Source organism: Caballeronia sp. INDeC2 (assembly GCF_023631325.1).
Taxonomy (GTDB): Bacteria; Pseudomonadota; Gammaproteobacteria; order Burkholderiales; family Burkholderiaceae; genus Caballeronia.
Map to the genome: position 1 here is coordinate 20,992 of NZ_JALQDG010000011.1, position 21,869 is coordinate 42,860.

Consider the following 21,869-nt stretch of genomic DNA (forward strand, 5'->3'; position numbering starts at 1 on the left):
CGCCTTATTTGCCGCCGAGCGTCACAAACAGGGTCAAGAGCCCCAACATGCCGATAATCATGGCGAACGCGTAGTGATAGATGTAACCGGATTGAAGGAAGCGGATCACACCGGCGAACCAGCCCATGAACCGCGCACTGCCGTTGACGATGCCGTCGATGACGACCACATCGCCCTCTTTCCACAGACCGCGGCCGATGGCGACCGCGCCCTTCGCGAACACGACCTCGTTGATCTTGTCGCAGTAGTACTTGTTGTCGAGCAGCACGTAGATCGGACGGAAGGTCTTGGCGACGACCGCCGGCAGATCCGGACGCTTCATGTAGAAGAACCACGCGACGATCACGCCCAGTGCCGCGAGCCACACCGGACCCGGCGTGATGATGCCGTGCAGCGCCATCGCGGCCCAGCCGTGGAACTCCCCGGCCATTTCCTTCAGGCCTTCGTGGTTCTCGCCGATGAAGATGACCTTGTCGAACACCACGCCGTGCGAGAAGAAGTCGCCGTAGATCATCGGGCCGATCATGATCGCGCCGATGATGATCGACGGAATCGCGAGCAGCACGAGCGGCAGCGTCACCACCCAGGGGGTTTCGTGCGGCACGTGAGCGTGAGCGTGACCGTGACCATGGTCATCATGATGACCGTGCGCGTCGTGACCGTGGCCGTGCGCCTCGGCCTGGCCCATCGGCGAGTCGGGATGCTTCGGACCGCGGAAGCGCTCATCGCCGTGAAAGACCATGAAATACATGCGGAACGAGTACAGCGACGTGACGAACACGCTCGCCACCACCGCGAAGTACGCGAAGCCCGAGCCCGCCAGATGCGAGTACTTCACCGCTTCGATGATCGAGTCCTTCGAGTAGAAGCCCGAGAAGAACGGTGTGCCGATCAGCGCGAGCGAACCGATCAGCGACGTGATCCAGGTGATCGGCATGTATTTGCGCAGACCGCCCATGTTGCGCATGTCCTGATCGTGGTGCATGCCGATGATGACCGAGCCCGCGCCGAGGAACAGCAACGCCTTGAAGAACGCGTGCGTGCCGAGGTGGAACACGGCGACCGGATACGCCGATACGCCGAGCGCAACCGTCATGTAGCCGAGCTGCGAAAGCGTGGAGTACGCGACCACACGCTTGATGTCGTTCTGGACCACGCCGAGAAAGCCCATGAACAAGGCCGTGATCGCCCCGATCACCGTGACGAACGAGAGCGCCGCGTCGGAATGCTCGAAGAGCGGCGACATGCGCGTCACCATGAAAATGCCGGCCGTCACCATGGTCGCCGCATGAATCAGCGCGGAGATCGGCGTCGGGCCTTCCATCGAATCTGGCAGCCAGACGTGCAGCGGGAACTGCGCTGACTTGCCCATCGCGCCGATGAAGAGGCAAATGCACGCGACCGTCAGCAGGCCCCATTGCGTGCCGGGGAACGTCATGGTCGCGAGTTTGTCGCCTTGCGCGAACACATCCCCGTAATTCAGCGAACCGGAAAACGCGAGCAACAGGCCGATGCCCAGCAGAAAGCCGAAGTCGCCCACGCGGTTCACGATGAACGCCTTCATGTTGGCGTAGATCGCGCTCTCACGCGTGAAGTAGAAGCCGATCAGCAGGTACGATACGAGACCCACCGCTTCCCAGCCGAAGAAGAGCTGCAGGAAGTTGTTGCTCATGACGAGCATCAGCATCGAGAACGTGAACAGCGAAATGTACGAGAAGAAGCGCTCGTAGCCCACTTCCTCGTCCGCCATGTAGCCGATCGTGTAGATGTGCACCATCAGCGAGACGAAGGTCACGATGACCATCATCATGGCCGTGAGCGAGTCGACCAGGAAGCCGACTTCCATCTTGAGCGTGCCGACGTTCATCCATTCGTAGATGGTCGCGTTGAAGCTCGCGCCATGCATCACGTCGTTGAAGACGATCGCCGAAAGAATGAACGAGATGAAGACGCCGAGGATCGTGATGCGATGCGAACCCTTGCGCCCCACCGCCTTCCCGAATAGCCCTGCGATCAGCGAGCCGGCCAGCGGCGCCAGCGGAACCGCGAGCAGGAGGTTTTCATTGAGTGTCGTGGACATAACAGCCTAGCCTGAAATTAACCTTTGAGCTGATCGAGGTCCTCGACGTTGATCGTGTCGAGGCTACGGAACAGGGTCACGAGAATCGCGAGACCGATCGCGGCTTCAGCCGCAGCCACGGTCAGCACGAAGAACACGAAAATCTGGCCGTGCACGTCGCCCAGATAGTGCGAGAACGCGACGAAATTGGTGTTCACCGCGAGCAGCATCAATTCGATGGCCATCAGGATGATGATGATGTTGCGCCGGTTCAGGAAGATGCCGACGATGCTGATCGCAAACAGGATCGCGCCGAGCACGAGGTAATGGGCAAGACTCAACATATTCGATTTCTCCTTCGCGCTCAGCCCTTGTTGTCGACCGTGCCCGCGCCGATGTTTCCGGTCACGGCAGGTTCCGTAGCGGCGTCCGGCGCCTCTGTCTCGGACTTCATCTTCACGATGCGCACGCGGTCTTGCGCGCGCACCTTGACTTGCTGGCTGACGGTTTGCGTCTTCTTGTCCTTCTTGTCGCGGATCGTGAGCGAGATCGCCGCGATGATCGCGACCAGCAGCACGAGGCCCGCAATTTCGAACGCGAAGATGTAGTCGGTGTAGATGACCTTGCCGATCAGCTGCGTGTTCGGCATCAGCGCCGCGCCCGAGACGCCCGCGCCGGCCGATGCGTCGCGCAGCGGGGTCGTCGTCGCGCCGTAGCCGTGCCACAGGATCAGCGCCGTCTCGATCACGATGATCGCGCCGACGATGCTCGCGAGCGGCACGAAGCGCTTGAAATCCCGCCGCAGGACATCGATGTTGATGTCGAGCATCATCACGACGAAGAGGAACAGCACCATCACGGCGCCCACGTACACGAGAACCAGCAGAATCGCGAGGAATTCGGCTTGCAGCAGCATCCAGATCGCGGCCGCGTTGAAGAACGCGAGCACGAGGAAGAGCGCGGATGACACCGGGTTGCGCGAGGTGATCACCTTCAGCGCCGACACGGTCAGCAACAGCGCGAAGATATAGAACAGTACGGTTGTGAATTCCATGATTACCGGTTCATCGTTAGGCCATCATCAGGCATGGTGTGTCGGCGCTCGTGGCTCGTTCTTCCTTTGAACGGACAGAACATGGCCTCGGCGCGCGCCGCAGTGTGCCAAACAGCAACAACAAAATCGCTCTGGCGCGATGCCGAAACGCACGGTTCCGGCATCGAACTCATATCAACGATAAGGCGCGTCCGCCGCCTTCGAAGCGGCGATTTCCGTTTCGTAACGATCGCCCACCGCAAGCAGCATGTCCTTCGTGAAGTACAGGTCGCCGCGCTTTTCGCCGTGATATTCGAGAATGTGCGTCTCGACGATCGAATCGACCGGGCAGCTCTCTTCGCAGAAACCGCAGAAAATGCACTTGGTCAGGTCGATGTCATAACGCGTCGTGCGACGGGTGTTGTCCGCGCGCGTTTCCGATTCGATCGTGATCGCCATCGCCGGGCACACCGCTTCGCACAGCTTGCAGGCGATGCAGCGCTCTTCGCCGTTCTCATACCGGCGCAGCGCGTGCAGACCGCGGAATCGCGGCGAGATCGGGGTCTTTTCTTCCGGGAACTGCACCGTGATCTTGCGCTGGAACGTGTAACGGCCCGTCAGCGCCAGACCCTTCAGCAGCTCGGTGAGGAAGAAGGTTTTGAAGAAGTTCTGAATTGCGTTCATGATGATTTCGTCCGCTCTTGTCTCTTACTTCCAGATGTTGAGCGGCGACATGATCCAGAAGCCGACAACGACCACCCAGATCACCGACACCGGCAGGAACACCTTCCAGCCGAGGCGCATGATCTGGTCGTAACGGTAACGCGGGAAAGTCGCGCGCGCCCAGATGAACACCGACAGCAGCAGGAAAACTTTGAAAACGAACCAGAATACGCCCGGAATGAACGACAGGAAGCCGAACGGCGCATCCCAGCCGCCGAGGAACAGCGTCGTCGCGATAGCGGAGATCACGATCATGTTGATGTACTCGGCGAGGAAGAACAGCGCGAACGCCATGCCCGAGTAATCGATCATGTGACCCGCGACGATTTCCGATTCGCCTTCCACCACATCGAACGGGTGACGGTTCGTTTCAGCGATGCCCGAGATGAAGTACACGACGAACATCGGCAGAAGCGGCAGCCAGTTCCATGACAGGAAGTTGACGCCCCAGCCTGCGAAGATGCCGCGCTGTTGCGAGTGCACGATGTCTGACATGTTCAACGTGCCCGCGACCATCAGCACCACGACGAGCGCGAAGCCCATCGAGATTTCGTAGGACACCATCTGCGCCGCGGCGCGCATCGCGCCGAGGAACGCGTACTTCGAGTTCGACGCCCAGCCCGCGAGAATCACGCCGTACACGCCGATGGACGAGATGGCCATCACATACAGCAGACCGGCGTTGATGTCGCCGAGCACTGCCTGCGCCTGAAACGGAATCACCGCCCACACTGCGAACGCGGGCACCACGGTCATGATCGGCGCGATTACGTAGATCCATTTGCTCGCCTGCGTCGGCTGGATGACCTCCTTGAGCAGAAGCTTCAGCACGTCCGCGATCGGCTGCAGCAAGCCCGCGGGACCGACGCGATTCGGGCCGAGACGCACGTGCATCCAGCCGATGAGCTTGCGTTCCCAAAGAATCAGGTACGCCACGCACAGCAGGATGACCACCGAAACCACGAGGATGCGGACGACCGCCCACACCGTCGGCCATGCGACGCCAAGAAGCTGCGTGCCGCCTGCGTTGATCGTATCGAACAAGCCCATTTTTACGCCTTCTCCACTACCAGTTCACCGAACAGGCCGCCGAGCGCGGCGCCAGCCGTCGTGCCCGCCGACACGCGGACCACCGACTCCGCCAGATTCGCGTCGCGGACCGCGGGCAACGTCACCGACAGATTGCCTTGCTTGATACGCACTGCTTCGCCGTCCTTCAGACCGAGCTTGTCGAAGAGCGCGGTCGGCAGACCGGCGACGTTCGCGTCGCGTGCGGCCGCCGTCAGATGCAGCGACGGCGCGCGGCGCACGAGTGCATCGGCGTGATAGATCGGCACGTCGGCGAGACGCTGCAGGCCGCTGCCGTTCAGCGTGATATTCGATGCGGCGCGCTTCGCTTCCACCGACGTCTTGTTCGACAGACGCGCGGTCAGCTCACCCGTGCCGAGTGCGGCGATGCGCACTTCTTCGGCCGTGTCGAACTCGAAGCCCGGCAGGCCGAGGATCGTGCCCAGCACGCGCAGCACCTTCCAGCCCGGACGCGTGTCGCCCAGCGCCCGCACGACGCCGTTGAACGACTGCGCCGTGCCTTCAGCGTTGACGAACGTGCCCGACGTTTCCGTGAACGGCGCGATCGGCAGCAGCACGTCCGCGTAACCCAGACCGTGCCGGAACGGCGACATCACGACGACCATTTCCGCCGCCTTCAGCGCGGCGATGGCCTGCGCCGGATTGGCCGTGTCGAATTCGGGTTCGGCGTTCAGCAGCACATAGCCCTTGCGCGGCTGCTCGAACACTTCGCGTGCATTGAGACCGCCGTCGCCCGGCAAGGCATCGACGAGATGCGCGCCAACCGAGTTCGCGCCTTCCGTGAGGAAGCCGAGCGTCGCGCCGGTATTGTCGGCGATCCATTGGGCCGCCGCCTGAATCTGTGCGAAGTCCGGATGCTGAACCGCGAGGTTGCCGAGCAGCACCACGCGCTCTTCGCCCGCCGACAGCGATGCCGCGACATCCTTCGCCGCAGCCGACGCTTCGCGGCCCGCGAACGCATCCGGCAGCGCGACGCCGCGCGCTTCGGCCACCGCCGCCGCGATGCTCGCAAGCTGATCGAGCCAGGCGGAAGGCGCGGCGACCAGACGATGCGCGGTCGGAATCAGCGAGTCGTCGTTGCTGGCGTTGAGGAACGTAATCATCGCGCCGTTCTTCGCTGCCTGACGCAGACGCGCGGCGAACAGCGGATGATCGCGGCGCAGGAACGAGCCGATCACAAATGCCGTGTCGATGGTCGACAGATCCGCGATCTTTGTGCCGAGCCACGGCGCACCGATGCCGACCGGCGCCGAGAAATCGCTCTGACGCAGCCGGAAGTCGACGTTCGGTGTACCGACGCCTTCAGCCAGCTGCTTTAGCAGATGCAGTTCTTCGACCGTGCTGTGCGGCGTGGCCAGTGCGGCGATGGCGTTCGCGCCATGATCCGCCTTGATGCCCTTCAGACCCTTCGCCACGTATTCGAGCGCGGTCTGCCAGTCGGTTTCGATCCAGTTGCCGCCTTGTTTGAGCATCGGCGTGGTGAGACGCTCCTCGCTATTCAGGCCTTCGTACGAGAAGCGGTCCTTGTCCGAGATCCAGCATTCGTTGATGGCCTCGTTCTCCATCGGCAGAACGCGCATCACACGATTATTCTTCACCTGCACGACGAGGTTCGCGCCGACGGAATCGTGCGGGCTCACCGACTTGCGGCGCGACAGCTCCCACGTACGTGCGCTGTAGCGGAACGGCTTGCTCGTCAGAGCGCCGACCGGGCACAGGTCGATCATGTTGCCCGAGAGCTCTGAATCCACCGTCTTGCCGACGAACGACGTGATCTCGGAATGCTCGCCGCGGCCCAGCATGCCGAGTTCCATCACGCCGGCGACTTCCTGGCCGAAGCGCACGCAGCGCGTGCAGTGGATGCAGCGCGACATCTCTTCCATCGAGATGAGCGGGCCGACGTTCTTGTGGAAGACGACGCGCTTTTCTTCGCTATAGCGCGACTGCGACTTGCCGTAACCGACAGCCAGATCCTGCAACTGGCACTCGCCGCCCTGATCGCAGATCGGGCAATCGAGCGGGTGATTGATGAGCAGGAATTCCATCACCGACTGCTGGGCCTTCACGGCCTTGTCGGAGGTGGTGCGCACGATCATGCCAGCCGACACGGGCGTCGCGCAGGCGGGAACGGCCTTCGGCATCTTTTCGACTTCGACCAGGCACATCCGGCAGTTCGCCGCGATCGAAAGCTTCTTGTGATAGCAGAAGTGAGGAATGTAAGTATCGACCTTATGCGCAGCCTGGATCACCATGCTGCCTTCGGGCACCTCGACCGTCTTGCCGTCAATTTCTAGTTCAACCATGATGGATAGAGATCCTCAACCCTTGTCTCGCGCATCTGACTGCGCGCCTGATTACGCGGTAAGCGCTTCGGTGCGCGCGTGATGCGCATGCCCGCCGACGAGACAGTGCTTGTGCTCGACGTGATATTCGAATTCGTCCCAGAAGTGCTTGAGCATGCCGCGCACGGGCATCGCCGCCGCATCGCCGAGCGCGCAGATCGTGCGGCCCATGATGTTCTCGGCGACCGAGTTGAGCAGATCCAGATCTTCCTTCCGGCCGAGACCATGCTCGATACGATGCACCACGCGATACAGCCAGCCGGTGCCTTCGCGGCAAGGCGTGCACTGGCCGCACGACTCCTCATAGTAGAAGTACGACAGGCGCAGCAGCGAGCGCACCATGCAGCGCGTTTCGTTCATCACGATCACCGCGCCCGAACCCAGCATCGAGCCGGCCTTCGCGATCGAGTCGTAGTCCATGTCGGTCGCGAGCATCATGTCGCCCGGCACGACCGGCGCGGACGAGCCACCCGGAATCACGGCCTTGATCGACTTCCCGCGCACGCCACCCGCCAGTTCCATCAGCGTCGAGAACGGCGTGCCGAGCGGAATTTCATAGTTGCCCGGACGATTGACGTCGCCGGACACGGAGAAGATCTTCGTGCCGCCGTTGTTCGGCTTGCCGAGCTCGAGATAATTTTGCGGGCCGATTTCCAGCAGGAACGGCACGGCCGCGAAGGTCTCGGTGTTGTTGATGGTGGTCGGTTTGCCGTACACACCGAAACTCGCCGGGAACGGCGGCTTGAAGCGCGGCTGGCCCTTCTTGCCTTCCAGCGATTCGAGCAGCGCCGTTTCTTCGCCGCAGATATACGCGCCGTAACCATGATGCGCATACAGCTCGAACGAGAAACCCGAGCCGAGGATGTTCGCGCCGAGATAACCGGCCGCGCGCGCTTCTTCGAGCGCCGCTTCGAACACCCGATAGACTTCGAAAATCTCGCCGTGGATATAGTTGTAGCCGACGGTGATGCCCATCGCGTACGCGCCAATGGCCATGCCTTCGATCAGCGCATGCGGATTCCAGCGCAGGATGTCGCGATCCTTGAACGTGCCCGGCTCGCCTTCGTCCGAGTTGCAGACGAGATACTTCTGCCCCGGGAACTGACGCGGCATGAAGCTCCACTTGAGGCCCGTCGGGAAGCCCGCGCCGCCGCGGCCGCGCAGACCCGACGCCTTGACGTCGGCAATAACCTGCTCGGCGGGGATCTTCTCTTCGAGAATGCGGCGCAGTTGCTTGTAGCCGCCGCGCGCGACGTAATCCTCGAGATGCCAGTTCTCGCCGTTGAGGCCAGCGAGGATCAGCGGCTTGATGTGACGATCGTGGAGTGACGTCATTTCGAAAGTTCCTCGATCAACTGGTCGATCTTCTCGCGGCTCATGAAACTGCACATGCGATGGTTGTTCACGAGCATCACGGGTGCGTCGCCGCATGCGCCGAAGCACTCGCCTTCCTTCAGCGTGAACTTGCCGTCCGCGGTCGTCTCGCCGAAATCGATTCCAAGCTTCTGCTTGAGATACTCGGCAGCGCTGTCCGAACCGCCGTCCGGCCCGAGCTGGCAGGGCAGATTCGTGCAGAGCGTGATCTTGTGCTTACCGACCGGCTTCAACTCGTACATGGTGTAGAACGTGGCGACTTCCTGCACCGCGACGGGCGGCATGCTCAGGTAATCGGCCACGAACTGCATGACGTCGGGCGAGAGCCAACCATGCTCTTCCTGAGCGACAGCGAGCGCCGCCATCACCGCCGATTGCTTTTGCTCGGCGGGATACTTCGCGACCGCGCGATCGATTTCTTTCAGGCCTTCAGCTGAGATCATTTTCAGACACGACTCTTTCAATTCCTACCGAACGAAAACCTGCCGCGCCCTTCATGTTGCGGCAGACCTGGCGTTCCTGCGGGTTCCTGTTATTGCGTTCGCATTTCCATGAACGGCGGCTCGACGAGCGCGCCGTGCAGGCGGCGATGAAATCAGCGATCGATCTCGCCGAACACGATGTCTTGCGTACCGATGATCGTCACAGCGTCGGCGATCATGTGGCCTCGCGCCATTTCGTCGAGCGATGCGAGGTGCGCATAGCCCGGCGCGCGAATCTTCAGGCGATACGGCTTGTTCGCGCCATCCGAAATCAGGTAGATGCCGAACTCGCCCTTCGGATGCTCGACCGCCGCGTACGTTTCGCCTTCCGGCACGTGGAAGCCTTCCGTGAAGAGCTTGAAGTGGTGAATCAGCTCTTCCATGTTGCTCTTCATGCCGACGCGCGAAGGCGGCGCAACCTTGTGATTATCGACCATCACAGGGCCGGGATTCTTGCGCAGCCACGCAATGCACTGTTCGGCGATGCGGGTGGACTGGCGCATTTCTTCCACGCGCACCAGATAACGGTCGTAGCAATCGCCGTTCACGCCGACGGGGATATCGAAGTCGAGCTGGTCGTACACTTCGTACGGCTGCTTCTTGCGCAAGTCCCACTCGATGCCCGAGCCACGCAGCATCGCGCCGGACAGACCCATCTGCAACGCGCGCTCCGGGCTCACCACGCCGATGCCCACGAGACGCTGCTTCCAGATGCGGTTGTCGGTGAGCAGCGTTTCGTACTCGTCGACACAACGCGGGAAGCGATTGAAGAAGTCCTCGATGAAGTCGAGCAACGAACCTTGACGGTTCTCGTTCATCTTGTCGAGCGCTTTCGCGTTGCGGATCTTCGATGCCTTGTATTGCGGCATCGCGTCCGGCAGATCGCGATAGACGCCGCCCGGACGATAGTAAGCCGCGTGCATGCGCGCGCCCGACACCGCCTCGTAGACGTCCATCAGATCTTCGCGCTCGCGGAACGCATAGAGGAACACCGCCATCGCGCCGACGTCGAGCGCGTGCGAGCCGATCCACATGAGGTGATTCAGCACGCGCGTGATTTCGTCGAACAGCACGCGGATGTACTTCGCGCGAATGGGCACGTCGATGCCGAGCAGCTTTTCGATGGCCATCACGTAACCGTGCTCGTTGACCATCATCGACACGTAGTCGAGACGGTCCATGTAGGGCACGGATTGCAGGAAAGTCTTGGTCTCGGCCAGCTTCTCGGTCGCGCGATGCAGCAGACCGATGTGCGGGTCCGCGCGCTGGATCACTTCGCCGTCGAGTTCCAGCACGAGACGCAGCACCCCGTGCGCTGCCGGGTGCTGCGGGCCAAAGTTCAGCGTGTAATTCTTGATCTCTGCCATGGCGTTCTCTTAATGTTTCAGACCGCCATAGCGATCTTCGCGGATCACGCGCGGCGTGATTTCGCGCGGTTCGATCGTCACGGGCTGATAGACCACGCGCCTCTCTTCCGGGTCGTAGCGCATTTCCACGTAGCCGGAGACCGGGAAGTCCTTGCGGAACGGATGGCCGATAAAGCCATAGTCCGTGAGAATGCGGCGCAGGTCGGGATGGCCTTCGAACACGATGCCGTACAGGTCGAACGCTTCGCGCTCGTACCAGTTCGCCGACGTCCAGATATCGACCACCGAAGGCACGATGGGCACTTCGTCGTCCGGGGCGAACACGCGCACGCGCACGCGCCAGTTGTTCGTGATCGAGAGAAGATGGCTCACGGCCGCGAAACGCGGACCGTCGTAGACGCCGTCGCCATAGGTCGAATAGTCGACGCCGGCGAGATCCATGAGCTGCTCGAAGCGCAGCGACGGGTCATCGCGCAGCTGCTTGCAGACGTCCAGATAGTTGGCCGCCTTGACGACGACCGTCACCTGACCCAGCGACTCCGTGATGCTCTGGAGACGGTCGCCAAACGCCGTCTCGAGGTTCGCTTTGAGGGTCTCGAGTTTGCTTGCCATAGTTTGGGGAGACTCAGGCCCTTACTGACGGGCGATGGTGTTGGTGCGGCGAATCTTCGCCTGCAACTGGATCACGCCGTAGACCAGCGCTTCGGCGGTCGGGGGACAACCCGGAACGTACACGTCGACGGGCACGATCCGGTCGCAACCGCGCACGACGGAATATGAATAGTGGTAGTAGCCACCGCCGTTCGCGCACGAACCCATGGAGATGACCCAACGCGGCTCGGCCATCTGGTCGTACACCTTACGAAGCGCGGGCGCCATCTTGTTGCACAGCGTCCCGGCGACGATCATCACGTCGGACTGGCGCGGACTCGGACGAAACACCACGCCGAAACGGTCCAGGTCGTAACGGGCAGCGCCCGCGTGCATCATCTCGACCGCACAGCACGCGAGACCGAACGTCATCGGCCACAGGGAGCCGGTGCGCGTCCAGTTGATGAGCTTGTCAGCCGTGGTGGTGACAAAGCCTTCCTTCAAGACCCCTTCGATACTCATTTGTTTTCCACTCCAGATGAGCAGCCAGCCAAAGCCGCCCATGAATCCGGTGATCTAACTGTCATTCCCAGTCGAGTCCGCCTTTTCTCCAGATGTAGGCGAAACCGAGTAAAAATTCGAGCAGAAAAATCATCATCGCGATGAAGCCGGGCCAGCCGATATCGCGCAGGGAGACACCCCACGGGAACAGGAACGCCGTCTCAAGGTCGAAAATGATGAAAAGAATCGCGACGAGATAGTAACGCACATCGAACTTCATACGCGCGTCTTCGAAGGCTTCGAAGCCGCACTCGTACGGCGCATTCTTCTCTGTGTCGGGCTTGTTCGGACCGAGAATCTTGCCGATGCTGACCAACGCAATACCTAAACCAAGGCCCACTAGAAGAAACAAGAAGACGGGGTAATAGGGTGCGAGGTTCAAGGCTATCCTCTGATCGGTAGATGTGGTCTGTTATTGATTGGGGCCTTCAGCCGGGACGGACCACCCGGCGGGAGAATTCACTTGGGACCGCTCACGATATCAGCACACTGTGACAACCGCTTTGACGCTGTCGATGCCGCTGTGAAAATGTAAGGGTACTCCAGAAGTGACAATGCCAGCCGAAGCGATGCAAGCGGCTGGCATTGGATAACTTTGGTGCCGACGGCGAGACTCGAACTCGCACAGCTTTCGCCACTACCCCCTCAAGATAGCGTGTCTACCAATTTCACCACGTCGGCACTGTACTGCAATCCGGGAAAACTACTTCTAAATTGCCGCGAATCGCTTCAAGACTTGAATTATAACTGGCGCCTACGAATTGTTCAACGCACAAAATGCAAATTATGCGAAAAATTCGTTCTGTCGTTATTTGGGGACGTCAGCGCCCGGAGCCGACGATGCGACCGGCGCGGAAGCAGGCGCCGAAGCCGCTGCTGCCGGAGCAGATGCGGGCACGGATGCGGCGCCGCCGAGCACGCCCGCCGACGTCCGCGGCTTGTAGCTTCCGAGGTAAGTCAGCGTCAGCGTCGTGACGAAAAAGACCGCCGCGAGAACCGCCGTGGTGCGCGACAAAAAATTGGCCGAACCCGTCGCGCCGAACAGACTGCCCGATGCGCCGCTGCCGAACGCCGCGCCCATGTCCGCGCCCTTGCCATGCTGAAGCAGCACGAGGCCAATGACGCCCAGCGCCGACAACAGTTGGACAACGATAATCAATGTCTTCAAATACAGCATTTCAACTCACCCGATCCCTGATATTTCCGTGACACCTTCGTGTCGCACTATGCTCGTTCGCCTGCCCTGCCCGCTTGTCGTTGAACGCTCAATGCGTCACGGTTTGCGCCGCCCGGCAGATCGCCAAAAAATCTTTCGACTTCAACGACGCGCCGCCGATCAGCCCGCCGTCGATGTCCTTTTGCCCGAACAACTCTTCCGCATTTTCAGGCTTCACGCTGCCGCCATACAGAAGCGGCACGCTCCCTACCGATGCACCCTTCTCCAGCAGCTTGTGACGCAGGAACGCGTGAACGTCCTGTGCCTGTCCGGGGCGCGCCGTCTTGCCCGTGCCGATCGCCCAGACCGGCTCGTACGCGACCACGATGCCCGCCGCCTGCTTTTCCGTCAGAATCGTCAACACGGCTTCGAGTTGCGTGCCGATGATCTGCTCGGTCGTACCCGCTTGCCGCTCGTCGAGCGTTTCGCCGACACAGACGATCGGCGTGAGCCCTGCTTCGATCGCACGTTGCGCTTTCGACGCGACGAGTTCTGGACTTTCGCGATGATACGCGCGTCGCTCAGAATGCCCGACGATTGCATACGTGACGCCGAAATCCGCCGCCATCTCCGCCGCGACTTCCCCCGTGAACGCGCCGCCCGTATGCGCCGACACGTCCTGAATGCCCCATTGCACGACCGAGCCGCTCAGAAGCGCCTGCGATTGCGCGAGATAAGGACACGGCACGCACACTCCGACACGCACGCCCTTTTGCAAAGCCGATGCCCCTGCGGCGACTTCGGTCAGCAAGGTCGCGTTGTCACCGATGCGACCGTGCATCTTCCAGTTGCCCACCACCAGTTTCGCTCGTTCTCTGGACATATGTCTCGTCAGTCGACGGCGACTTGCAAGAGCCGCCTTGTTATAAAATGAACCGCGACGAACTGCAAACTGCTTGCAAAACAGGCGATTTTACTGTGTTACGACGAAACCGGTCAAACCGCTAAAAGCGGACGCAACGTGAAACGCCGCAATCCGCATGAAAACCTCACGCGTCCTCGCGCCAGTCGAGCACGATCTTGCCGACGTGCGCGCTGCTTTCCATCAGCGTATGCGCGGCGGCGGCCTCGTGCGCCGGGAATACCTCGTGGATCACCGGCTTGATGCGCCCCGCCTCGATTTCCGGCCAGACGCGCTCCTTCAGCTTCGCGGCGAGCTTCGCCTTGAATGCGACCGGACGCGGACGCAGCGTCGAACCGGTGATGACGAGACGCCGGCGCAGCACGTCGTTCAGATTGATCTCCGCCTTGGCCCCGCCCAGCAGCGCGATCACGCAGATGCGGCCGCCGTCGGCCAGCGCCTTGAGCTCGCGCGGCAGATAGTCGCCGGCGACCATGTCGAGAATCACGTCGACGCCGCGGTCGTTCGTTAGCGACTTCACCACTTCGACGAAATCTTCCGTCTTGTAGTTGATCGCGCGTTCCGCGCCGAGCGCTTCGCACGCGCGGCATTTTTCGTCGGTGCCGGCCGTGGCGAACACGCGAAAGCCGAGCGCCTTTGCAATCTGAATCGCCGTCACGCCGATGCCGCTCGAACCGCCCTGCACGAGCAGCGTCTCTTCCGCGCCGTTCTCGCCGGCGCCTAACTGAGCGCGCTCGAACACGTTGCTCCAGACCGTGAAGAACGTCTCCGGCAACGATGCGGCCTCGATATCCGACAAGCCCTTCGGCACCGGCAGACATTGTTCGAGCGGCGCCACCGCATATTCGGCATAACCGCCGCCCGCGAGCAGCGCGCACACGCGATCGCCTTTTTTCAGACCGAACGGGTTGTGCCTGGGGTCGAAATCGCCATCGACGATTTCACCCGCCACCTCCAGCCCCGGCAGGTCCGATGCGCCCGGCGGCGGCGCATACGCGCCCTTGCGCTGGAACACGTCCGGGCGGTTGACGCCGGAAGCGGCCACCTTGATCAAGACTTCGCACTTGCCGGGCGCGGGCGTCGGACGTTCGCCCAGTTTCAGGACTTCGGGTGCGCCAAACTCGGTGATTTCGATGGCCTTCATATCCTCTCCCTGTGCCGACCGGAGTCAGTGTGCATTCGAACCGGATGGCACTGCGCGCGCGTGACGCAATTACGCTCCACACTGCCATCGAGTCCGATGACGCATCCGACAATGCATAGCATCCGAAGCGTCATACATGAAAACGGCCGGCTCGCATCAGCGGCCGGCCGTCTACACATTACCGCATTACTGCTGCGGGTGCGTGGGTTCCGCCTGTTGCGCCGCTTCGTTCAGAAGCGCCTTCGCCGAAAGACGCACACGACCCTTTTCGTCCGTCTGGATGACCTTGACCTTCACGATCTGGCCTTCCTTCAGGTAGTCGTTGATGTCCTTCACGCGCTCGTTGACGATCTCCGAGATGTGCAGCAGACCGTCCTTGCCCGGCAGGATGTTCACGATCGCGCCGAAGTCGAGCAGCTTGAGCACCGGGCCTTCGTAGACCTGGCCGACTTCCACTTCGGCCGTGATGTTCTCGATGCGCTTCTTCGCGTCGGCCATGCCTTCAGCGCTCGTGCTCGCGATCGTCACGACGCCGTCGTCCGAAATGTCGATGGTCGTGCCGGTCTCTTCCGTCAGCGCGCGGATCACCGAGCCGCCCTTGCCGATCACGTCGCGGATCTTTTCCGGATTGATCTTGATGGTGATCATGCGCGGCGCGTAGTCGGACAGTTCCGTGTTGGTGTGCGGAACCGCGGCCGTCATCTTGCCGAGGATGTGCATGCGGCCTTCCTTCGCCTGCGCGAGCGCGACCTGCATGATTTCCTTCGTGATGCCCTGGATCTTGATGTCCATCTGCAGCGCGGTCACGCCTTGCGCCGTGCCGGCCACCTTGAAGTCCATGTCGCCGAGGTGATCTTCGTCGCCGAGGATGTCGGTCAGAACCGCGAACTTGTTGCCTTCGAGGATCAAGCCCATCGCGATGCCCGCGACGTGCGCCTTCATCGGCACGCCGGCGTCCATCAGCGCGAGGCAGCCGCCGCACACCGAAGCCATCGACGACGAACCGTTCGATTCCGTGATTTCCGACACGACTCGGATCGAGTAGCCGAATTCGTCAGCACTCGGCAGGCACGCGACCAGCGCGCGCTTGGCCAGTCGGCCATGACCGATTTCACGGCGCTTGGGCGAACCGACGCGGCCGGTTTCGCCCGTCGCGAACGGGGGCATGTTGTAGTGGAGCATGAAGCGCTCGCGGTATTCGCCTTCGAGCGCGTCGATGTTCTGCTCGTCGCCCTTGGTGCCGAGCGTCGCGACGACCAGCGCCTGCGTCTCGCCGCGCGTGAAGAGCGCCGAACCGTGCGTGCGCGGCAATACGCCCGTGCGGATTTCGATCGGGCGCACCGTGCGCGTGTCGCGGCCGTCGATGCGCGGCTCGCCGTTCAGGATCTGCGAACGGACGATCTTCGCTTCGATGTCGAACAACACGTTGCCGATGGTTGCCGCATCGGCCACTACTGCTTCCTCGGCGAGCTTCGCCGAGGTCGCCGCGTAGACTTCCTTCAGCTTGGCCGAACGCGCCTGCTTGTTGCGCAGCTGGTAGGCCGCTTCGAGTTCCGGCTTGGCGATTTCCGTGACGCGCGAGATGAGCGCTTCGTTCTTCGGCGCCGGCTGCCAGTCCCACTCGGGCTTGCCGCCTTCGCGAACGAGTTCATGGATCGCGTCGATGGCCGTCTGCATCTGCTCGTGGCCGAACACGACCGCGCCGAGCATCACTTCTTCGGAGAGCTGCTGCGCTTCCGATTCGACCATCAGCACCGCGCGTTCCGTACCGGCGACGACGAGATCGAGCGCCGATTCCTTCATTTGCGGACGCGTCGGGTTCAGCACGTACTCGTTGTTGATGTATGCGACGCGCGCCGCGCCGACCGGACCATTGAACGGCAAGCCCGACACGGCGAGCGCGGCCGATGCGCCGATCAGCGCGGGAATATCGGCCGGAACGTCCGGATTCAGCGACAGGACGTGGATGACGACCTGCACTTCGTTATAGAAGCCTTCCGGGAAGAGCGGACGGAGCGGTCGGTCGATCAGGCGCGAGATAAGCGTTTCGCCTTCCGACGGACGGCCTTCGCGGCGGAAGAAGCCGCCGGGGATCTTGCCTGCGGCGTAGGTCTTTTCGAGGTAATCGACGGTCAGCGGGAAGAAGTCCTGGCCCGGCTTGGCGGTCTTTGCGCCGACGACGGTCGCGAGCACGACGGTGTCTTCGACATCGACGATCACCGCGCCGCTTGCCTGACGAGCGATTTCGCCCGTTTCCAGACGGACATTGTGTTGTCCCCACTTAAATTCTTTGACGATTTTATTGAACATTGTCACTCCTTCTACGTTGCGCCGCGCCGGTCGTCTGGCGCTGGCTGGGGCGGTCGCGGGCCACGCTTGAGAGGTGTGTTATGCCATTCCAGCGCGGGGCCTGCCGACGCGCGCGCCGCGCTGGAATGACACAAAGCTCTGCCGCGAGGCCGGACCGGGTGTCGAACCGGATGATGCATCCGGGTAAAAGCGATGAACTGCCGAAATCACTCACTACGAACTACGACGTGCCGACCGATGAAAATGCGATCGCGCACCACTTCATGGCCGGACGTACAAAAACAAAGTGCCTGTATCAGCGGACTGACACAGGCACTTCGTTCTAACGGCGGCCGTCTGACGACAATTACTTGCGCAGACCCAGCTTTTCGATCAGCGAGCGGTAACGATCCGCATCCTTGCCCTTCAGGTAGTCGAGCAGCTTGCGACGGCGGCTCACCATGCGCAGCAGACCGCGGCGGCTATGATGATCCTTCGAGTGCGACTTGAAGTGGAGGGTGAGTTCGTTGATGCGGCTCGTCAGCAGTGCGACTTGCACTTCGGGGGAGCCGGTGTCGTTGGTGCCGCGCGCGTATTCTGCGACGATGTCGGACTTCTTGATTTCTGCTACGGACATTTGCTTTTCCTTTGATACAGACAGGCGGTCACGGAAGAAAGGCCGTGCCGTGGGTTTGCCAATTTCGGATTTCGCCTAAGTTGAAGCCGAAGACGAAGCACAAAGTATAACATAGCGCGCGCCGCCGGAGACAGGGTCCGGCAGGCGCGGATCACATCTAACGTGCCGGGCGCGTCATCCTGCAGATCGTCGGCGGGACTGTCTTGTCGGCGGGAACGGCGAGCAGCGTGCGAAAGCCGTAGCCAGAGCCTTCGTTATCGAGCGCGACGCCTTTCGCGCCTGCCTTGTCCATTTCCATGACGTAAAGGGACTGGATCACCTGATGATCGTCGGCGCGCATGGTCATCGCGTGGAAGCTTTCACCGTCGAACTTCATCCCCTCCAGCGCGCGCGCCACCGCGAGCGGGTTTGCGCTTCCCGCGCGCGTCATCGCCGAGGCAAGCATTTCGATCATCAGCGGCATGCGCGCGACGAGGTAATCGTCCGCTGCGGCGGGATAGCGGGCGCGGAACGCGCGGTAATAAGCGTCCGACGCCGCGCCGCCCACATTTGGATGCCAGTCCGCGACCGCGATCACGCGCTTCACGCCGGCGTCGCCGAGCGCGGCCGGCGCGCCCAGACTGTTTCCGTAGAACGTGTAGAACTTCGTGTCGAGGCCCTGCTCGCGCGCCGCCTTCACCAGCAGCGTCAGATCGTTGCCCCAGTTGCCGGTGATCACGGCGTCCGCCCCGCTCGAACGAATTTTGGCGATGTAAGGGGCGAAGTCCTTCACGCGGCCGATCGGATGAAACTCGTCGCCCGCAATCGCGATGTCCGGTCGCCGCTCCTTGAGCGCGCGCTGCGCCTCGCGGCTCACGTCATGGCCGAAGCTGTAATCTTGATTCAGCAGATAAACCTTCCTGACCGCGCGATCGTCCTTCAACGCGTCGGCGAGCGCGTCCATGCGCATACCGGCGTGGGCGTCGAAACGGAAATGCCAAAAACTGCACGCGTCGTTGGTGAGCGCGGGATCGTCGGCGGAGTAATTGAGAAAGAGCACGCGGCGATCCGGTTCGCGCGTGTTCTGCTTGTCGATCGCCGCGACGAGCGCCGCCGCCACCGCCGAGCTGTTGCCCTGCATGACGAAGCCGATTCCGTCGTCGATCGCCGCGCGCAGTTGCACGAGACTCGCCTCGCTGCTGCCCTTGCCGTCGAGCACGACGAGTTGCAGCGGATGCATGCCGTCGGCGAGCTTCACGCCGCCCTGCGCGTTCACGCGCTCGACGCCGAAGCGCAGATTGCGCTCGACCATCGAGCCCGCGTTCGCGAACGGGCCGGAAATGCCCTCGATCAACCCGAGCTTGATGGGCGGCAAATCGGCCGCATTCGCCGTCAAAGACAACGCGAAACACGCCGATGCTACGGTGCGCAGCCATCGCGTCGCGCGCACGCCGATTCCTTTCTTCATGGGTTCCGCCGATCCGCCGAAAGCGCGGATCATAGGCCGCGGCGGGCGCGCCGCGCAAGTCCGGCATTGCCGACACATCCGCTCGAATACCGCGACGTATCGGCGAATGTTTTGCCGCGCGCGCGTGTCAAAATCACGGGAAACATCGAATAAACGCTGCTCGCCGCCGCGAGGAGCAAGCACGTGGAGGCTTCAATGCTGCACAAACTCAACCGCATGCGCGCATCGCTTGCATGCGCGGGCGTCGCGCTCCTTCTGTCGGCCTGCGCGCAGCCGTGGCAGAACTATCAGGCCGGCGCGGATGCATCGACGATCACCGCGCGCCTCGGCCCGCCGCGCGAAGTCTACGATTTGCCCGACGGCGGCAAGCGCCTGATGTGGCCGACGCAACCGCTCGGCGAATTCACCACCGCCGCCGATATCGACGCATCCGGCAAAATCGTCAACGTCAGACAGGTGCTCGACGAGAACGAGTTCTACAAGGCGCAGATCGGCACGTGGACGAGAAAGGACGTGCTCGTGAACTTCGGCCGGCCGGTGGAGACGTCGTACTTTCCGCTGATGAAGCGCGAAGTGTGGACGTATCGATATATGGAAGCGAACATCTGGTACCTGATGTACAACTTCTATTTCGACGATCAGGGCATTTTGCGCATGACGCAGAAAACGCCCGACCCGCTTCATGATCCCGACCGGCGCAATCTGTTCTGAGCGGATGCGCGCCGCGCCATGAATAAAGCCCTCTCGCGAGGGCTTTTTGCATTTCAGACGAGACCGCGCCCGCAAATCAAAGCTGCGGATTGAGCTTCTCGACCTTCGAATGCAGCTTGTTCAACGCGGCGATATACGCCTTCGCCGACGCGGCGACGATATCCGGATCCGTGCCCACGCCGTTCACGATTCGCCCGCTCTTCGACAGACGCACCGTCACTTCGCCCTGCGCCTGCGTGCCGGTGGTAATCGCGTTGACCGAGTACAGCACGAGTTCCGCGCCGCTCTCGACCTTCGATTCGATCGCGTGCAACGTCGCATCGACGGGACCGTTGCCGCCCGCTTCGCCCGTGACTTCACTGCCTTCGACTGCGAACACGACCGTCGCCTGCGGCTGCTCGCCGGTTTCCGAATGCTGCTTCATCGACACGAAGCGGAAGTGCTCCTTCGCCTGCGCCTCGGCGGATTCCTCGGAGACGATCTGCATGATGTCTTCGTCGAAGATTTCGGCCTTGCGGTCGGCGAGGTCCTTGAAGCGCGCGAATGCGGCGTTCACGTCGGCTTCGGATTCGAGCGTCACGCCGAGTTCTTCCAGACGCTGCTTGAACGCGTTACGGCCCGACAGCTTGCCGAGCACGATCTTGTTCGCGCTCCAGCCCACGTCTTCGGCGCGCATGATTTCGTAGGTGTCGCGCGCCTTCAGCACGCCGTCCTGGTGGATGCCCGACGCGTGTGCAAACGCGTTCGCGCCGACGACCGCCTTGTTCGGCTGCACGACGAAACCGGTGATCTGCGAGACGAGCTTGGACGTGGGAACGATCTGCGACGTGTCGATGCCGAGATCGAGGCCGAAGTAGTCCTTGCGCGTCTTCACGGCCATCACGATTTCTTCGAGCGACGTATTGCCCGCGCGCTCGCCGAGACCGTTGATCGTGCACTCGACCTGACGCGCGCCGCCGATCTGCACGCCCGCGAGCGAATTGGCGACCGCGAGGCCGAGGTCGTCGTGGCAGTGAACCGACCAGACGGCCTTGTCGGAATTGGGCACGCGCTCACGCAGCGTCTTGACGAGATTGCCGTAATGCTCCGGAATTCCGTAACCGACCGTATCCGTGATGTTGATCGTGCGCGCGCCTTCCTCGATCACCCCTTCGAGCACGCGGCAGAGGAAATCGATATCCGAGCGGCTGCCGTCTTCCGGCGAGAACTCGACGTCATCGGTGAACTTGCGCGCGAAGCGCACTGCCAGGCGCGCCTGATCGTAGACCTGCCCCGGCGTCATGCGCAGCTTCTTTTCCATGTGCAGCGCCGACGTGGCGATGAACGTGTGAATGCGAAACTGATTCGCGGGCTTCAACGCGTCGGCGGCGCGCTGGATGTCCTTGTCGTTGGCGCGGGCGAGCGAGCAGACCGTGCTGTCCTTCACGAGCGACGCGATGGTGTTGATCGCGTCGAAATCGCCGTTCGAGCTCGCGGCGAAGCCCGCCTCGATCACGTCGACCTTCATGCGCTCCAGCTGCTTCGCGATGCGGATCTTCTCTTCCTTCGTCATCGACGCGCCGGGGGACTGCTCGCCATCGCGCAAGGTCGTGTCGAAAATGATCAACTTGTCTGCTGCCATGTTGGGCTCCTGTGGGGAGATTTATCGATTGTTGGGTGGAAGACGATAAGGCAAAAGGGAATTCGGGTGTTCGCGCCACCGCTGGCGTCGAAAACCTGAAAGACGAGCAGACGGGAGGCGAGACGAATCAGCGCGGTAGGCGCGCTAGCAGCGATAGTGCGTGTAGCGACGCACCAGCCGGGAATAGCGAGAAGGGGAACGAGAAAAAATTCATTCAAAAACTATAACGGCTTTTAGAGGCGCGTGCAATGAGGCTTTCCGATCGCGCCGATTGACGTTCCACTTGCCGCGCCATTGCGCTGAAAGACAAAAAAGCCTGCG

20 protein-coding genes and 1 tRNA gene are annotated in these 21,869 nt (G+C 61.8%); 1 reads left to right on the forward strand and 20 read right to left on the reverse strand.

Annotated features, from left to right (window positions below; genetic code table 11):
- Window positions 1-4 precede the first annotated feature (4 nt).
- From nuoL to NCS28_RS08595, 19 genes are all read right to left on the reverse strand, one after another.
- Complete coding sequence (gene nuoL, locus NCS28_RS08505) at window positions 5-2,080, reverse strand: NADH-quinone oxidoreductase subunit L (protein ID WP_250513414.1); 2,076 nt, start codon at window positions 2,078-2,080, stop codon at window positions 5-7.
- A 17-nt stretch (window positions 2,081-2,097) separates the two neighbouring features.
- Complete coding sequence (nuoK, locus tag NCS28_RS08510) at window positions 2,098-2,403, reverse strand: NADH-quinone oxidoreductase subunit NuoK (RefSeq protein WP_016345647.1); 306 nt, start codon at window positions 2,401-2,403, stop codon at window positions 2,098-2,100.
- Window positions 2,404-2,423: 20 nt separating this feature from the next.
- Window positions 2,424-3,113, reverse strand: a complete 690-nt coding sequence (locus NCS28_RS08515; protein ID WP_250513415.1) for an NADH-quinone oxidoreductase subunit J — start codon at window positions 3,111-3,113, stop codon at window positions 2,424-2,426.
- 174 nt (window positions 3,114-3,287) lie between these two features.
- Window positions 3,288-3,776 carry an NADH-quinone oxidoreductase subunit NuoI gene (gene nuoI, locus NCS28_RS08520; RefSeq protein WP_008341734.1) on the reverse strand — a complete coding sequence of 163 codons (489 nt, stop codon included), beginning with the start codon at window positions 3,774-3,776 and terminating at the stop codon, window positions 3,288-3,290.
- A gap of 24 nt (window positions 3,777-3,800) precedes the next feature.
- Window positions 3,801-4,865: an NADH-quinone oxidoreductase subunit NuoH gene (nuoH, locus tag NCS28_RS08525; protein ID WP_250513416.1), complete on the reverse strand. Its 1,065-nt coding sequence runs from the start codon at window positions 4,863-4,865 to the stop codon at window positions 3,801-3,803.
- Window positions 4,866-4,867: 2 nt separating this feature from the next.
- The gene (nuoG, locus tag NCS28_RS08530; RefSeq protein ID WP_250513417.1) at window positions 4,868-7,207 is read right to left on the reverse strand and encodes an NADH-quinone oxidoreductase subunit NuoG; all 2,340 of its coding nucleotides are present in this window, start codon (window positions 7,205-7,207) and stop codon (window positions 4,868-4,870) included.
- A gap of 51 nt (window positions 7,208-7,258) precedes the next feature.
- A complete protein-coding gene (gene nuoF / locus NCS28_RS08535) occupies window positions 7,259-8,581 on the reverse strand; it encodes an NADH-quinone oxidoreductase subunit NuoF (RefSeq protein ID WP_250513418.1) in 1,323 nt (440 codons plus the stop codon).
- Window positions 8,578-9,063 carry an NADH-quinone oxidoreductase subunit NuoE gene (nuoE, locus tag NCS28_RS08540; RefSeq protein ID WP_061136112.1) on the reverse strand — a complete coding sequence of 162 codons (486 nt, stop codon included), beginning with the start codon at window positions 9,061-9,063 and terminating at the stop codon, window positions 8,578-8,580. The genes nuoF and nuoE overlap by 4 nt, the downstream gene beginning before the upstream one ends.
- 152 nt (window positions 9,064-9,215) lie before the next feature.
- Complete coding sequence (locus NCS28_RS08545) at window positions 9,216-10,469, reverse strand: NADH-quinone oxidoreductase subunit D (protein ID WP_250513419.1); 1,254 nt, start codon at window positions 10,467-10,469, stop codon at window positions 9,216-9,218.
- A gap of 9 nt (window positions 10,470-10,478) precedes the next feature.
- Window positions 10,479-11,081, reverse strand: coding sequence for an NADH-quinone oxidoreductase subunit C (locus NCS28_RS08550; RefSeq protein ID WP_250513420.1), 603 nt, complete (start codon window positions 11,079-11,081; stop codon window positions 10,479-10,481).
- Window positions 11,082-11,102: 21 nt separating this feature from the next.
- Entirely contained in the window at window positions 11,103-11,582 is a 480-nt protein-coding gene (locus NCS28_RS08555; RefSeq protein WP_006052903.1) for a NuoB/complex I 20 kDa subunit family protein, read from the reverse strand.
- A 61-nt stretch (window positions 11,583-11,643) separates the two neighbouring features.
- Window positions 11,644-12,003 carry an NADH-quinone oxidoreductase subunit A gene (locus NCS28_RS08560; RefSeq protein WP_008341784.1) on the reverse strand — a complete coding sequence of 120 codons (360 nt, stop codon included), beginning with the start codon at window positions 12,001-12,003 and terminating at the stop codon, window positions 11,644-11,646.
- A 214-nt stretch (window positions 12,004-12,217) separates the two neighbouring features.
- Window positions 12,218-12,302: transfer RNA gene (locus NCS28_RS08565), tRNA-Leu, on the reverse strand.
- Between the two features lie 127 nt (window positions 12,303-12,429).
- On the reverse strand, window positions 12,430-12,798 hold the full coding sequence (secG, locus tag NCS28_RS08570) for a preprotein translocase subunit SecG (RefSeq protein WP_250513421.1): 369 nt from the start codon (window positions 12,796-12,798) through the stop codon (window positions 12,430-12,432).
- A gap of 88 nt (window positions 12,799-12,886) precedes the next feature.
- Window positions 12,887-13,660 carry a triose-phosphate isomerase gene (tpiA, locus tag NCS28_RS08575; RefSeq protein WP_250513422.1) on the reverse strand — a complete coding sequence of 258 codons (774 nt, stop codon included), beginning with the start codon at window positions 13,658-13,660 and terminating at the stop codon, window positions 12,887-12,889.
- Between the two features lie 166 nt (window positions 13,661-13,826).
- Window positions 13,827-14,843 carry an NAD(P)H-quinone oxidoreductase gene (locus NCS28_RS08580; protein ID WP_250513423.1) on the reverse strand — a complete coding sequence of 339 codons (1,017 nt, stop codon included), beginning with the start codon at window positions 14,841-14,843 and terminating at the stop codon, window positions 13,827-13,829.
- 186 nt (window positions 14,844-15,029) lie between these two features.
- Window positions 15,030-17,159, reverse strand: coding sequence for a polyribonucleotide nucleotidyltransferase (gene pnp / locus NCS28_RS08585; RefSeq protein ID WP_250513424.1), 2,130 nt, complete (start codon window positions 17,157-17,159; stop codon window positions 15,030-15,032).
- A 340-nt stretch (window positions 17,160-17,499) separates the two neighbouring features.
- Window positions 17,500-17,769 (reverse strand): 30S ribosomal protein S15, encoded by a 270-nt coding sequence (gene rpsO / locus NCS28_RS08590; RefSeq protein WP_250513425.1) that lies wholly within the window; start codon window positions 17,767-17,769, stop codon window positions 17,500-17,502.
- Window positions 17,770-17,926: 157 nt separating this feature from the next.
- Window positions 17,927-19,216 (reverse strand): branched-chain amino acid ABC transporter substrate-binding protein, encoded by a 1,290-nt coding sequence (locus NCS28_RS08595; protein WP_250513426.1) that lies wholly within the window; start codon window positions 19,214-19,216, stop codon window positions 17,927-17,929.
- A gap of 195 nt (window positions 19,217-19,411) precedes the next feature.
- Between NCS28_RS08595 and NCS28_RS08600 the strand changes: the two genes are divergently transcribed.
- A complete protein-coding gene (locus NCS28_RS08600) occupies window positions 19,412-19,927 on the forward strand; it encodes a hypothetical protein (protein WP_250513427.1) in 516 nt (171 codons plus the stop codon).
- Between the two features lie 76 nt (window positions 19,928-20,003).
- On the opposite strand, the gene NCS28_RS08605 is transcribed toward NCS28_RS08600, so the two are convergent.
- Window positions 20,004-21,548 (reverse strand): 2-isopropylmalate synthase, encoded by a 1,545-nt coding sequence (locus NCS28_RS08605; protein ID WP_250513428.1) that lies wholly within the window; start codon window positions 21,546-21,548, stop codon window positions 20,004-20,006.
- Window positions 21,549-21,869 lie beyond the last annotated feature (321 nt).

Bases quoted from the DNA above. Each gene is read 5' to 3' on its own strand.
- rpsO (WP_250513425.1), bottom strand. From the start codon at position 17,769: ATGTCCGTAGCAGAAATCAAGAAGTCCGACATCGTCGCAGAATACGCG.
- NCS28_RS08595 (WP_250513426.1), bottom strand. From the start codon at position 19,216: ATGAAGAAAGGAATCGGCGTGCGCGCGACGCGATGGCTGCGCACCGTA.
- NCS28_RS08605 (WP_250513428.1), bottom strand. From the start codon at position 21,548: ATGGCAGCAGACAAGTTGATCATTTTCGACACGACCTTGCGCGATGGC.
- nuoK (WP_016345647.1), bottom strand. From the start codon at position 2,403: ATGTTGAGTCTTGCCCATTACCTCGTGCTCGGCGCGATCCTGTTTGCG.
- NCS28_RS08515 (WP_250513415.1), bottom strand. From the start codon at position 3,113: ATGGAATTCACAACCGTACTGTTCTATATCTTCGCGCTGTTGCTGACC.
- NCS28_RS08580 (WP_250513423.1), bottom strand. From the start codon at position 14,843: ATGAAGGCCATCGAAATCACCGAGTTTGGCGCACCCGAAGTCCTGAAA.
- NCS28_RS08550 (WP_250513420.1), bottom strand. From the start codon at position 11,081: ATGGCAAGCAAACTCGAGACCCTCAAAGCGAACCTCGAGACGGCGTTT.
- NCS28_RS08555 (WP_006052903.1), bottom strand. From the start codon at position 11,582: ATGAGTATCGAAGGGGTCTTGAAGGAAGGCTTTGTCACCACCACGGCT.
- nuoH (WP_250513416.1), bottom strand. From the start codon at position 4,865: ATGGGCTTGTTCGATACGATCAACGCAGGCGGCACGCAGCTTCTTGGC.
- secG (WP_250513421.1), bottom strand. From the start codon at position 12,798: ATGCTGTATTTGAAGACATTGATTATCGTTGTCCAACTGTTGTCGGCG.
- nuoF (WP_250513418.1), bottom strand. From the start codon at position 8,581: ATGACGTCACTCCACGATCGTCACATCAAGCCGCTGATCCTCGCTGGC.
- NCS28_RS08600 (WP_250513427.1), top strand. From the start codon at position 19,412: ATGCTGCACAAACTCAACCGCATGCGCGCATCGCTTGCATGCGCGGGC.
- NCS28_RS08545 (WP_250513419.1), bottom strand. From the start codon at position 10,469: ATGGCAGAGATCAAGAATTACACGCTGAACTTTGGCCCGCAGCACCCG.
- nuoE (WP_061136112.1), bottom strand. From the start codon at position 9,063: ATGATCTCAGCTGAAGGCCTGAAAGAAATCGATCGCGCGGTCGCGAAG.
- nuoL (WP_250513414.1), bottom strand. From the start codon at position 2,080: ATGTCCACGACACTCAATGAAAACCTCCTGCTCGCGGTTCCGCTGGCG.
- nuoG (WP_250513417.1), bottom strand. From the start codon at position 7,207: ATGGTTGAACTAGAAATTGACGGCAAGACGGTCGAGGTGCCCGAAGGC.
- nuoI (WP_008341734.1), bottom strand. From the start codon at position 3,776: ATGAACGCAATTCAGAACTTCTTCAAAACCTTCTTCCTCACCGAGCTG.
- tpiA (WP_250513422.1), bottom strand. From the start codon at position 13,660: ATGTCCAGAGAACGAGCGAAACTGGTGGTGGGCAACTGGAAGATGCAC.